Consider the following 13,744-nt stretch of genomic DNA (forward strand, 5'->3'; position numbering starts at 1 on the left):
GTTTATGCTTCGCTTCTCGCTCGCTCTATCTCTTCCGCCAGAATCGCCACGCCCCGCTCAATCACTTCGCTATCCGGAACGTAGTTCATGCGCATGCACTGATGCGTGTGAGGCCACTCAGCCTCCAGCCCCGGGAAGAAGAAATGCCCCGGTACCATCAGCACGCCGCGCTGCTTCAGCCGCTGATAGAGAACCTCAGTCGAAATCGGCAGGTCCTTAAACCACAGCCAGAGGAAAATCGCGCCTTCAGGTTTATGGATCAGGCAGCGATCTTCAGGCAGATAGCGGCGAATAACCGCGATCGTCTGCTTAACGCGTTCCTGATAGAAGGGCTTAATCACTTCTTCCGACAGCCGCAGCAGATCGCCACGTTGAATCATCTCATGCGCCATGGCCGGGCCAATACTGCCGGGGGCGAGGCTGATAATCCCGTTCATATTGCTGATGGCCGAGATCACCTTCTCATCGGCGATGATGATGCCGCAGCGCGAGCCCGGCAGCCCCAGCTTGGACAGACTCATACACAGAATGATGTTCGGATTCCACAGCGGGCGCGCTTCACTGAAGATAATGCCCGGGAAAGGAACGCCGTAAGCATTATCAATCAGCAGTGGAATATCGTGCTGCTGCGCCAGTGCGTCCAGTTTCAGCAACTCGTCATCGGTAATCACGTTACCGGTGGGATTGGTGGGTCGGGAGACGCAGATCAGGCCGGTATCTTCGCCGATATGCAGATGTTCAAAGTCCACGTGATACTTGAACTGGCCTTCCGGCAGCATTTCGATATTCGGTCGAGCGGAGACAAACAGGTCCTCATCCAGACCGGCATCGGCATAGCCAAGATATTCTGGAGCCAGCGGGAAAAGTACGCGCTTTTTCTGGCCGTCAGTGCGATGCCCGGCATACAGGTTAAACAGGTAGAAAAAGGCGCTCTGGCTGCCGTTGGTCAGGGCAATATTTTTCGGCGAAATCTGCCAGCCCTGCTCTTTACTGAGCAGCTCCGCCAGAGAGTTCAGCAGGGTACTTTTACCCTGCGGGCCGTCGTAGTTGCACAGCGCATCCGTCAGCTTGCCTTCATCGTGCATCTGCTGCAAAAGCTGATGGAAATAGTCATTCATTGCGGGGATCTGCGCGGGATTACCGCCGCCTAACATCACCGTACCCGGCGTGCGTAAACCCTCACCCATATCTTCCATCAGGCGCGTAATGCCTGAGTGGCGCGTAAATTTGTCACCGAAAGCCGAGAAGCTCATACCCTGTTAATCACTTGTTATTCACTAAGGGTGACCACCTTAACGCTGGCACTGGTGTGATGCAATATTCGTGCATCAGGGACCGCACGCGGGTGGGATAGCCCATGTCCAAATCATGATTTTCCACTGGTCCTGAAAGAATTGGCTGAATCGTTAAGTCTGAAGCGATGGGGGATTTGCTCTGTGTCGCAGTAATTAATGATAAACCGGACGCCTGATACAATTTTTAGTGAGTAATAGCACGTTTATCCGACTAAAATTGACCAAAAGTCCATGCGGTGATGATTGTCACATTTTTCTCCCGCGCTGGTTTGTAGTCTTGACGCGGTCAAAGCTAAATCAATTCAGCAAAAGGGATAATACGATGAAGAAAAGACTTCTGGCAGGGGTAATTACGGCGTTAATCTGCGGTCAGGCATCGGCGCAAAGCTGGCTGCTGACGGATGCTGAAACCAGTGTGGAAAAGGGAAACTGGCAGGTAAACAGCCAGCAGCTGAAGCTATCCGGTGAGAACTTCAGCATTCAGCAAAAAGTCCTGCACGGCGGCAAGCAGGAAGGCTCGAAAGTGCTGACCATTACCAGCAAAAACGGCCTGACCATCGCCCTCAGCCCGACGCGAGGCATGGATCTGCTGCATGTTAACGGTCACGGCGTGCGCCTTGGCTGGGATTCCCCGGTCGATGAGGTCGTCAATCCGGCTTACATCAATCTGGAAAGCCGCAACGGTCTGGGCTGGCTGGAAGGGTTCAACGAAATGATGGTGCGCTGTGGCTTTGAGTGGACCGGCCACCCGGTCACCAAAGATGGCGTGATTTACACGCTGCACGGCAAAGCGGGTAATACCCCGGCTTCAAAAGTTGAAGTGATCGTCGATGAAAAAGCACCGCATGAAATCCGTATTCGCGGTCTGCTGAAAGAAACCACCTTCAAAAAAGCGAAGCTCGAAACCTGGACCGAGCTGCGTTACGTGCCCGGCTCTGACTCCTTTACCGTGCACGATGTGCTGACCAACCACGCGGACTATCCGCACGATTACCAGATTATCTACCACAGCAACTTCGGTACGCCGATCCTTGAGAAAGACGCACGCTTTATCGCGCCGCTGAAGTCGGTTTCACCGTTTAACGACTACGCGAAGAAAGGTCTGAACGACTGGAATGTTTACGGCGCGCCGACCAAAGATTTCGACGAGATGGTGTTTAACCTCACGCCGAAAGCCGACGAAAACGGTAAAACCGTGGCCGCAGTGATTAACAGTAAGGGCGATAAGGGCGCATCAATTGAGTTCGATATCAAACAGCTGCCGCTGCTGACCATGTGGAAAAACACCGATACGCAGAAGCAGGGTTACGTGACCGGGATTGAGCCGGGTACCAACTATGCCTATCCGGTGACGATTGAGAAAGAGCAGGGTCGCGTGAAGCAGTTGCAGCCAGGGCAAAGTACCGAGTTTACGCTGACCTATTCTCTGCTGAAGGATGCCAGCGCGGTGCAGCAGGTTGAGCAGCGGGTGCAGAAAATCCAGGGTGATGAAACCGTAGCGATTAGCGAGACGCCGATCGCGACAGAGTGATGAGTTTGTAGCGTTACGGGGCATCTTGTCGCTTCACGTTTAGCGCATCGGTTAACGCGACGAGAGTCCTCTCTCGCTTCAGGATTTGTGCATCGGTTAACGTGACGAGATGCTTTCATCGCTTCTGGATCGGAGCATCGGCGACCGTTACGGGGCATAACGCCGGGACGTCGTGAACCCAGTCCCTGGGGACTTGGATGCCGCGTCCCTGCGGCATACACCCGGCTTATCTGCCCCGCAACGTTCTCCTTTCAAGCGAATTGATTGCTGCTTTCTCGTCACGTTTACCGTTAAGGTTTTGGTGTTGCTGCTTTCTCGTCACGTTTACCGTTAAGGTTTTGGTGTTGCAGTTTTCTCATCATGTTTACCTTTCAGGCGATGATGCAGCAGCTTTTCAGAGCATTAGCTTCTCAGGCTAATCTGTTGTGGTACAGCCGAACATAATCATACTGAGCACTTTTCCTTCATTTATCAGCCAGCGTGATACCGGGTGATCTCTTCGCAATTTCAACCAGAAAAACAAAGCTTTGAAGCTGGAAGAAACAGACTTTAAAACAGCAACACCTTAGTTTACGGGCAATCGGGGATGGACGGGTTAGCGGACCGTCCGAGCACAGGGAAGTACGAGGCCGAGCGCACATGGACGTGGCAGCGGGTCCGCGTTCCGGCCAGCCCCGATACGCCAGGCACTAAAACCTGACGCGACCTGAACAGCAACACCTCAGTAAACAGGCAATCGGGGTTATCCGGACAAGCGGACCGTCCGAGCACAGGGAAGTGCGAGGCCGAGCGCACATGGATGTGACAGCGGGTCCGCGTTCCGGATATCCCCGATAAGCCATGCGCAGAACGTGCAGCAACTCGAACCCACCCGCGATCTGGACCCATCCGCAGCCCGATCCCCCACCCCCTATTCACTAAATATCATCAGTATCGCCCCGGAAAAAATCACCACCCCGACAAAAAACAACACAATCGCCACCGCTGAATGATCCTTCTTCATCTTATCCTCCTCAGAACCACTGGCCGAAACGACGGATATAAAGACGCTTCATGCCCTGTGCAACCAGGCAGTAGCCCAGCAGCGTGGCCAGCAGCCATGGGAAGTAGCTCCACGGCAGCGGCACCAGCCCGACGGCGTGGCCCAGCGGCGAGAACGGGATCAAAATCCCGGCAACCATCACCAGCCCGGTCGCCAGCATCACCGGCAGCGCGGCGCGGCTCTGAATAAACGGAATTTTGCGCGTGCGCAGCATATGTACCACCAGCGTCTGCGACAGCAGCCCCTCAACGAACCAGCCGGACTGGAACAGCGCCTGGCTTTCCACGCTGTTAGCGGCGAACACTGTCCACATCAGCCAGAAGGTGGTGATATCGAAAATGGATGACGTTGGCCCAATCCACAGCATAAACCGGCCGATATTCTTCGCATCCCAGCGGCGCGGCTTGCGCAGAAACTCTTTGTCCATTTTGTCCCACGGCAGCGCCAGCTGGGACAGGTCATACATCAGGTTTTGCAGCAGCAGATGGATCGCCATCATCGGTAAAAACGGAATAAACGCGCTGGCCACCAGCACCGAAAAGACGTTGCCGAAGTTAGAACTGGCGGTCATGTTCAGGTATTTGATAATGTTGCCGAAGGTTTCGCGCCCGGTCATCACGCCCTGTTCCAGCACCAGCAGGCTTTTTTCCAGCAGGATGATATCCGCGGATTCTTTGGCAATATCCGTGGCGGTATCCACGGAGATGCCGATATCCGCCGCCCGCAGTGCCGGCGCATCATTAATACCGTCGCCGAGGAAGCCCACCGTATGTCCGTTGTGCTGCAATGCCTGCAGTACGCGGGTTTTTTGCTGCGGCGTCAGGCGGCAGAACAGCGTACGCTGCTCAACCAGCAGGTAGAGTTCATCATCGCTGAGCTGGGCGATTTCACTGCCGCACAGCGGTTCACCCGGCTCCAGACCCACGTCCCGGCACACTTTGCTGGTAATAATCGCGTTATCGCCGGTCAGTACTTTCACCGTCACGCCGTTTTCGTGCAGGGCAGCAATGGCTTCTGCCGCGCTTTCCTTCGGTGGATCGAGGAAAGTCAAAACGCCGCTGATAATCAGTTCGCGCTCGTCATGGATACTTAGCGGCAGTGAGATCGGGCTGCCTTCAATAGCCCGCCAGCCGACCACCAGTACGCGGAAGCCCTGCTGGTTATAGTTCTCTGCCTGATCGCGAATGCGTTGACGCGCGGCCTCATCCAGCGGGCGGATTTCGTCGCCGTCGCGCCAGTAGCTGGAAACCGCCAGCATTTCGTCCACCGCGCCTTTGCAGACCAGCATCTGCTGCTGGTTCTGGTCCGCCAGCAGAATCGACAGGCGGCGGCGTTCAAAATCGAACGGCAGCTCGTCAATTTTGCGATAGCGCCACAGGTCGTTGACCGCCATATTGCCCTGGCTGAAGGCCAGAACGGCCTTGTCCATCAGATTTTTCACGCCGGTCTGATGGCGGCTGTTCAGCCACGCCAGCTGTAGTACGCGTTCGTCGCTGCGGTCGTGCAAATCCAGGTGGTGAGACAGAATGATGCGATCCTGAGTCAGCGTGCCGGTTTTATCGCTGCACAGCACGTCCATTGCGCCGAAGTTCTGGATGGCATTGAGCCTTTTCACCACCACTTTCCGCCGCGACAGGGCAATCGCGCCTTTCGCGAGGTTAGAGCTAACGATCATCGGCAGCATTTCCGGGGTCAGCCCCACCGCAACCGCCAGAGCAAACAGCAGCGCATCGCTCCAGTCACCTTTGCTGTAGCCGTTGAGCAGCAGGACGATCGGCACCATGACCAGCATAAAGCGGATCAGCAGCCAGCTGACGCTGTTGACCCCGCGATCGAACGCCGTTTGCGGGCGCTTACCCAGCAGTGAAGTTGCCAGTGAACCAAACCAGGTATGGCCGCCGGTAGCTACCACCACCGCCGTTGCGCTACCGCTGGCCACGCTGGTGCCCATCAGGCAGATACCGGGCAGGCTGAGCAGCTCCTGTTCACTGAGCGGTCCGGCAACGTTCGGGCTGCTTTGGGTGTCATATTTCTCAATCGGTAACGCTTCACCGCTCAGCGCCGCCTGGCTGACAAACAGGTCGCGCGAGGCCAGCAGGCGCACGTCGGCCGGGATCATATCGCCCGCCGACAGCCGTACGATATCGCCCGGTACGACCTGCTGTAGTGGGATTTCCATCTCCATCGCTTCACTGTGCGCATGGCTGCGTCGAATCACCGTGGCAGTCGTGCGCACCAGGGATTTCAGCGCTTCCGCCGCTTTGTTCGTGCGGTATTCCTGCCAGAAACGCAGTAAGCCGCTGAGGCTGACCATCACCAGCACAATGATCACGCCGGTCAGGTCGGTATCTTCACCGCGATTCAGAGGCAGCACATAATCGGTAACAAAACTGATGGCCGCCAGCGCGGTCAGCACCCAGATAAACGGATTATTGAACGCCTGCACCAGCTGTATTGCTGCTGCCGGGGCTTTTTCGCTGGCAACCTGGTTGGTGCCAAAGTGTTCCAGGCGTTCTGCGGCATCCTCAAAGGTCAGCCCGTGGCGTTGAGTATTAAGTTGAGCGAGGGTGTGTTCCTGGCTCCGGCTGGCTGCGCTGGCGATCGCCAGATCGCGTGCCTTTTTCAGATCGGCGTGATGCATTTTCATCTGCCTGCTCCTTGAATGACGTTTTTTTTACGTGCAGGAGAATGCCCCTGCAAACGAGGTTTTTTCAGTAAATTCAGGGAAGGAGGCGTGGCAGGCAGACGGAAAGGAGAAGAAACGTTAGTGCGTTATCCTCCCGTGTTCATCCTGCCATCGCCTCTCTCGTGACGGAGGTTCTTTCATCGTGTGCTCCTGGGTTAATCTGCCGCGCAGCGAAAATCGCTGGTACAGCAGAGGGATGCTCTGATAGCCAGGCACGCAGCTATGCCGCTGGCGAAGACCAGATCGAATGAAATTGATTTACGGGATGAAACAGCTCGGAAGAGAGTTGCAGCATGGCCCGCCGTTTTTACGGCAGGCACACATTAAACGGAGTGGACCTGCCTTCAGTAATGTTCAGGTAAAGGGTGACTGTCCAATGAAATGCAGGCTCCGTTAGTAATTTGCCGAGATTCTAATCGCCGGGCTACGTAATGTAAACCCGGAGATTAATTACGGGAAGTAATAAAAATTATAAAAATAACATGATGATTTTAAGGTAAAAAAATTAATTTAGCGTAAAAAAAGGGCCGATTTTTTCCTAAACTGTTTATCAACGAATGTACAAAACGTCATTTTATGACGTAGATGAAGGGTAAATCGTCCGCATCCAGTTTTCATCCGGGCGATCGGGATAACTGATTAATGCCTCCCGCCTGACCGACCTGGAAACGGTGGTCAGCCATCCGCCATCACGCCAGACAAACGCTTCCTGGACGGCACACCAGCTGGCTGAAAAATGCAGGTAGCGGCCTGCGATGCGCAGGTCATCATCGCTGAAGGGCTGCGGCGATTTGCCGCTTCGCTGCCGTTTACCCTGCTCGCGGGCGAATTCGCAGAGTGGTACCAGCTCCGGCGGCAGGCTGAATTCGGGATCGTCTTCATCGATATTTGCCAGCATCACACCGGCCTCCTGCGCGGCATCCACCATCACCCGCAGTGCGAGCTTCGCCCAGTCGTTACTCAGACGACGGCGAAAAACTACAGCCGCCCCCACCCGTTTGCGTGCAAGCCCTTCCTGACTGGGAGGCAGCCATTCGTCATGCCAGCTCTCAACCTTCATCTTTCCACTGTTCAGCAGCGGCTTCAACGCTGGATTACCCTGCAAAATTCGCATATTTTCATTGGCCTGCCGTACAACATCGGCCATCTCGTCCGGAGTTTCGGCAGGTAAGTAAGTGAACTCCGGCTGGCTGAGGAACTGGTGCTCTTCTTCCTGCGGATTGTAGCCCCCGCCAATATCCGAGTGCGCGCCGGGGAGAATCAGCTCGGGATACTCAGGCGCAATGCTTTGCAGGCAGAAGTTGTAGCGATACTCATGTGCTGCCGCAATTTGAAAGACCCGGTGCGCAATGCCAGGGGGTAATGACAGTTTCAGACTCCCGTCGTGCGGGCTGTGGGGATCGAATGCGTTGGCCATATTCGCAATACCGGCCACACCGTCGAACAGTCCGATAAAGCGAGTCTCGATCGCCGGGAGAGCGCGATCTCCCCGCTCTTTTAAGCCTTCAACAATAGCTGCGGTCAGTAGCGGATCTCGCCCTGCAACACGATTAGCAAAGTGGCGCGCCGACGCCGCACCACGGCTGAAGCCGAAAAGGTCGAATGTCAGCCGGGTAATCTGCCCTTTTTCTTTATCCTGGCGTATTATTTTCTTTAGCTCAGCAGAGAGTGCGGCAATCGCCTCATCCGTTTTGGCAATAATGCCACTTTTCCCTTCACCAATCGCAAAACCGCTAATACTGTCCGCATCACCGGAATGTGTACCGGTCCCACTGATATATAAACCTGCCTGAGATTCAGCCTGGTCGCCCCTGGAAGATTTATAGAGAGTAAACAGCCGATAAATATTGGTGTAATACTTATCATAACTGCTGCGTGAGATATCACCGGGTCTTGCCCCGTTAATTGTCTGCGAAAAGCAAGATTCATCATGGGTATGTTTACTGTATATATCCATGCGTTTCATGGTGTTATAAGCGTTATTCCCGCTGCCGTCGAAAAAGATCCCTATCGAAAGCACTCTGCTGCGATGTTTATCGGATAGGGCGGAATGCGCGCTGTTCAGGACAGAAGTATCACTGCGAGTAATTTTATCCATAATAACCTTTCCCTGGTGATTGTTGATATTTACTACAGATTTTTTATGCCGTCGGAGAATGTATTTTAATTAAAAGCGGATCGGCATTAATTGACTTAAATTATAAATAAGCCATCTGCATAGAAAAGAGACGGTGAATGTGAGGTGAGAAGTAGTCAAAAACCCTGGATAAAGGTCACTTTTTGGCCAAAGAGGGGCGTTTATCACTGGTTCCTAACTTTTATTTGCCATTTTTTGGTGATTAACTCTAAAAAACATTTCATTTTCCCTGACATGTTCTCGCAAATATCGCATATTAAACATTATCCTCTTTTCCCGTAGGATCTATAAACTCACTGCGCACTTTCACCATTGAATGCGATTAAACCTCTGCGTAAGATTCTTTTTCGTTTATTAGAATAAAGAAACAATTATGCAAGCCTCCATCGCTCCATCTATCGCCGCTGAAGACGCTGCACCCGTAAACTCCCGTAGTAAAGTGGTGGTTGCTTCTCTGGTCGGTACGGCTATCGAATTCTTCGATTTCTATATTTATGCTACTGCGGCGGTGATCGTCTTCCCGCATATTTTCTTCCCGCAGGGTGATGCCACCGTGGCCACGCTACAGTCGCTGGCGACCTTTGCTATCGCTTTTGTGGCCCGCCCGATCGGCTCTGCGCTCTTCGGTCACTTCGGTGACCGCGTTGGCCGTAAAGCCACGCTGGTGGCCTCGCTGCTGACTATGGGGATCTCTACCGTCATCATCGGCCTGCTGCCGAGCTACAATAGCATTGGCGTGTTTGCTCCCATGCTGCTGGCGCTGGCGCGTTTTGGTCAGGGTCTCGGCCTGGGCGGCGAGTGGGGCGGTGCTGCTCTGCTGGCTACTGAAAATGCGCCTGCGAAAAAACGCGCGCTTTACGGCTCATTCCCACAGCTCGGCGCACCGATCGGCTTCTTCTTTGCCAACGGCACCTTCCTGCTGCTTTCCTGGCTGCTGACCGATGAGCAGTTTATGAACTGGGGCTGGCGCGTACCGTTCGTACTCTCTGCCGTGCTGGTACTGATTGGTCTGTACGTTCGCGTCTCGCTGCATGAGTCGCCGGTGTTTGCCAAAGTCCAGAAAGAGAAAAAGCAGGTTAAAGTGCCAATCGGTACGCTGCTGAGCAAGCATCTGGGTGCGACCGTGCTGGGCACCTTTATCATGCTGGCGACCTACACCCTGTTCTACATTATGACCGTGTACTCCATGACCTATGGCACAACACCGGCTCCAAACGGCCTGGGTATTCCGCGTAATACCTTCCTGTGGATGCTGATGGTTGCGGTGATTGGTTTTGGCGTGATGGTGCCGATTGCCGGTATGCTGGCCGACCGCTTTGGTCGTCGTAAGACGATGATTGTGATTACCCTGATGATTATCGCTTTCGCGCTGATCTTCCCTTCCATGCTGGGTTCAGGTAATCAGGCGCTGGTGATGGCGTTCCTGCTGTGCGGTCTGAGCATTATGGGCCTGACTTTCGGCCCGATGGGTGCGCTGCTGCCGGAGCTGTTCCCGACCGAAGTACGCTATACCGGAGCCTCGTTCTCCTACAATTTGTCGTCAATTTTAGGGGCATCCGTAGCGCCGTATATCGCCACCTGGTTAGCACACACCTATGGCCTGTTCTACGTTGGCGTTTACCTGGCTTCCATGGCGTTCCTGACGCTGCTCGCGCTGATTAAATGCCGCGAAACCCGTCACGAATCACTGTTTGATTAAATCTTCCTGGCGGTTATGCCGCCTGAAGCACGCATCAACCGTCTTCGCCGCCACTTGACCGTGGCGGCGATTTTTTTCGCTTTTTGTCCGCAGCCTTCCTTGCTTCCTCTGACTAAAACGCGTCACGCTGCATTGGCTATTTCCCCTTCATCTGCCCAAGGACCTTCGTACACTGATTCTGATCGTTCTCGCTGGGGGAAATGAGCGCCAGCAGCGCCGCAGCCGGAGCGACCACTGCACCCAGCGCTACCGCAGCAGCACCGCGAGCAATCAACGGGCCTGCTTTCACCCCCGCATCAGGATTTTTAAAGGTGCCGCGCACGTACAGCGGCGAGCGCAGGGTGATAATACGGATGCCTTTACTTTCCGGATCGATTGACAGATCCAGGCGTTCGTTAGCGAAGTTGGTGGTGCCGGTAATATTGATTACCGCATTTTCGGTATCGAAGACAAACAGCCGCGATGAGGCCAGCCCGTTTCTCACCTGCAAATTCGCCGCCGCGCAGTTGATCTTCACTTCATCATCGCCAAACAGTTTGCCCACCACGTAGTTGCCGACGTTAAGCCCGACAATTTCCATCAGGCTGCGGCTGATCAGACCATCGTTCATCAGCAGCTTCAGATCGCCGTTACTGGTGGCCAGCAGGTCGGCCACCGAATTTCCCCGTCCGCTCAGCGTGGCATCACCGTTCAGCTGCCCCAGCGCGCTTTGCATCGCCTGCACGTCAGGGAACAATTGACGTAGCTTGAGGCTGCGGGCATGCACATCGGCCCGCCCCTGTAGCGGCGTTTTATCCCCTTCCAGATGGATGGTTGAGTTTATCGTGCCGCCCGCCATGCCGAAGCGCAGCGGATCGAGGCGCAGATCGCCGTTTTTCAGCTTCAGGTGGGTAGACAGATCGCTGAGCGGCAGCGAGCTGCCGTGTTCGATGCGTTTGCCGCTGAAGCGCACATCCGCATCCATCACGCTCCAGCTTTTACTGTCGAACTTATCATGCGGCAGAACGCGATCGGCGGGCTGCGTGGAGGCTTCGCCGCGTTTCTTTTTCGCCTGCTCGGTTTTCTCACTGCCTTTACCCGAGTTCACGCCGATTAACGGACCCAGGTCGGCCATCCGCAGCTGGCGCGATTCCAGTTCACCCTCCAGTTTTGGCCGCGGCTTCGTCTGGCTGTAGGTGAGCGAGCCACGAATATCACTGTCGCCGATATGACCATTAAAGTTCTGATAGCGGAACACCGCACCGCCTTTCTCGCGGAAACGGGCGCTGAGGTGGCCGTCGGTCTCATACGGCGGGGTATCCGGCAGCAGCACGCCGGTCAGGCCGTAGAGGTTCGCCAGCGTGTCGCCGGAGAAGCGCAGCCGAAGGTCAACGCCGCCGGGAGACATTGGATTCTGGATGGTTCCCGCCAGGCGAACCCGGGTTGTTCCGCTGCGTACGTCGGCCTGCACCGGGAACGGCGTTGTCTGGCTGCGCAGTGAGAGCATGCCGCCAATCTTGCCTTCGCCGGTCAGTTTTTCCCTGTTATAGGTGCCGCTGGCCTGCCAGCCAAAGACAAAGTCGGCCGCGCCCTTCTGTTTGTCATCGCCTCCCGCCAGCTGGGCGTAGGGCACGGGTTTACCCAGCGGATCGACCGTTACCTTAACGTCGGCTTTGTTAATCGCGTCGCGGTAGCCGATGGTTCCCTGGTCAAAAACGATATTGTCCAGACGGAATGACCAGGCGGAAGGCGGCTGATTCGGGTCTTTGCTTTCGTTGCCGGCCAGGTTAAAGGTCCAGTTGTTCTTGCCGTCAGCGGTTTGTACCAGCTTCGCCTGCGGCTGCTGTAGCTTGATCCACGGTAGCCACACTTCTTTTCCCAGCAGCGCCAGTGGCGAAATCGACGCATCAACGCGCTCAAGATGCGCCATGGTCAGATCGGGGATTTCCGGCGGGTTGCCCAGCATAATGTCCTGAGCATGAATATGTGGCCACGGTACCCAGCTGCGCCAGCCCGGCTCGCTGCGGTTGCGTTCCCAGGCGACGCCCAGATCGCCACGGATGGCGAACGGACGGTTAATTTCCTGCGAAACCTTGCGGTTGATCGTCGGCTTTAAACGGTTCCAGTCGAACGTGGCAATCAGCACTACCAGAGCCACCAGTAGTACGACCAGCACGCCGATGGCCCAGCTGATTATTTTCCCGGTACGCGACATTCGCTTCTCCTTCCCTTTTTTAGGCTTATGTAAAGATAGCCCAGGGGGGAGGATCTGGCATCCGTGGGAGCGGCGGCACGCGTGAACGCAATAATTAAACTGATATCACAATAAAAATAAAACATCGTTTTAAATATTGACTGGGCAGCTGCGGGCGGCGAGACTGGATAAAAAATTTCCTACGGGCCGAGAAAAATGACGCAACAGAAAATTGCCGTAATAGGCGAATGCATGATTGAGCTTTCCCAGCGCGGCAGCGATATGAGCCGGGGTTTCGGCGGCGATACGCTGAATACGGCAGTCTATGTCGCCCGCCAGGTACAACCCCAGGCGCTGCGCGTGGACTATGTCACCGCGTTAGGGAAAGACAGCTTCAGCAATGAAATGATTGACGCGTGGCAGAGCGAAGGATTGCACACCGACTTGATCCAGCGGCTGGAGAACAAGCTGCCGGGACTGTACGTGATTGAAACCGATGCCCAAGGCGAGCGCACCTTCTGGTACTGGCGCAACGATGCCGCCGCCCGCTTCTGGCTGGATGGCGAGCAAGCCGATGCGATCTGCCAGCAGCTGGCGCACTATGACTACCTCTATCTGAGCGGCGTCAGCCTGGCGATCCTCAGCTCGCAGAGCCGCGAAAAACTGTATGCCCTGCTGGCTGCCTGCCGCGCTAACGGTGGCAAAATTATCTTCGATAACAACTATCGCCCGCGCCTGTGGCAAAGCCAGGAAGAGGCACAGTCGGCCTGGCAGGCAATGCTGGCCCATACCGATATCGCGTTCCTGACGCTGGATGATGAAACGCTGCTGTGGGGTGAGGCTGATAGCGCCGAAGTGATTCGCCGTACCCGCGCTGCGGGAGTGCAGGAAATCGTGATTAAACGCGGGGCCGATGCGTGCCTGGTGGATACGGGCGTGGAGCCGCTGCTGGAGATACCTGCAGTGCGGTTGTCGGCCGATAGCGTAGTGGATACCACCGCCGCAGGGGACTCGTTCAGCGCGGGCTATCTGGCGGTGCGCCTGACCGGCGGCAGCGCAGAAGAGGCTGCTAAGCGCGGACATCTGACGGCCAGCACGGTGATCCAGCATCGCGGTGCGATTATTCCTCGCGACGCGATGCCGGTAGGAACGCAGGGTAATTAACTAAACCGGCTGCCCAC

The 13,744-nt window shown here is 55.4% G+C and carries 6 protein-coding genes and 1 pseudogene; 3 read left to right on the forward strand and 4 right to left on the reverse strand.

Features of this window, described 5'->3' with window-relative positions:
• Positions 1-2: 2 nt before the first annotated feature.
• Positions 3-1,253 (reverse strand): valine--pyruvate transaminase, encoded by a 1,251-nt coding sequence (locus IBT46_RS12110; RefSeq protein ID WP_200545864.1) that lies wholly within the window; start codon positions 1,251-1,253, stop codon positions 3-5.
• Between the two features lie 364 nt (positions 1,254-1,617).
• Between IBT46_RS12110 and IBT46_RS12115 the strand changes: the two genes are divergently transcribed.
• On the forward strand, positions 1,618-2,826 hold the full coding sequence (locus IBT46_RS12115) for an aldose 1-epimerase family protein (protein WP_105595329.1): 1,209 nt from the start codon (positions 1,618-1,620) through the stop codon (positions 2,824-2,826).
• Positions 2,827-3,839: 1,013 nt separating this feature from the next.
• Here the strand turns inward: IBT46_RS12115 and mgtA are convergent.
• Positions 3,840-6,530, reverse strand: a pseudogene (gene mgtA / locus IBT46_RS12120) (magnesium-translocating P-type ATPase); the annotation flags it as partial.
• Between the two features lie 598 nt (positions 6,531-7,128).
• Entirely contained in the window at positions 7,129-8,511 is a 1,383-nt protein-coding gene (locus IBT46_RS12125; protein WP_234480093.1) for a DUF2235 domain-containing protein, read from the reverse strand.
• Between the two features lie 553 nt (positions 8,512-9,064).
• On the opposite strand from IBT46_RS12125, the gene IBT46_RS12130 reads away from it, so the two are divergent.
• A complete protein-coding gene (locus IBT46_RS12130) occupies positions 9,065-10,390 on the forward strand; it encodes an MFS transporter (protein WP_105593701.1) in 1,326 nt (441 codons plus the stop codon).
• Between the two features lie 136 nt (positions 10,391-10,526).
• Here IBT46_RS12130 and IBT46_RS12135 read toward each other — a convergent pair whose 3' ends face one another.
• Positions 10,527-12,584 carry an AsmA family protein gene (locus tag IBT46_RS12135; RefSeq protein ID WP_200545867.1) on the reverse strand — a complete coding sequence of 686 codons (2,058 nt, stop codon included), beginning with the start codon at positions 12,582-12,584 and terminating at the stop codon, positions 10,527-10,529.
• A gap of 195 nt (positions 12,585-12,779) precedes the next feature.
• On the opposite strand from IBT46_RS12135, the gene IBT46_RS12140 reads away from it, so the two are divergent.
• A complete protein-coding gene (locus IBT46_RS12140) occupies positions 12,780-13,727 on the forward strand; it encodes a sugar kinase (protein ID WP_200545868.1) in 948 nt (315 codons plus the stop codon).
• The last annotated feature ends 17 nt before the right edge of the window (positions 13,728-13,744 follow it).

The sequence above is a fragment of the Erwinia sp. S38 genome, assembly GCF_016624545.1.
Classification (GTDB): Bacteria; Pseudomonadota; Gammaproteobacteria; order Enterobacterales; family Enterobacteriaceae; genus Erwinia; species Erwinia coffeiphila.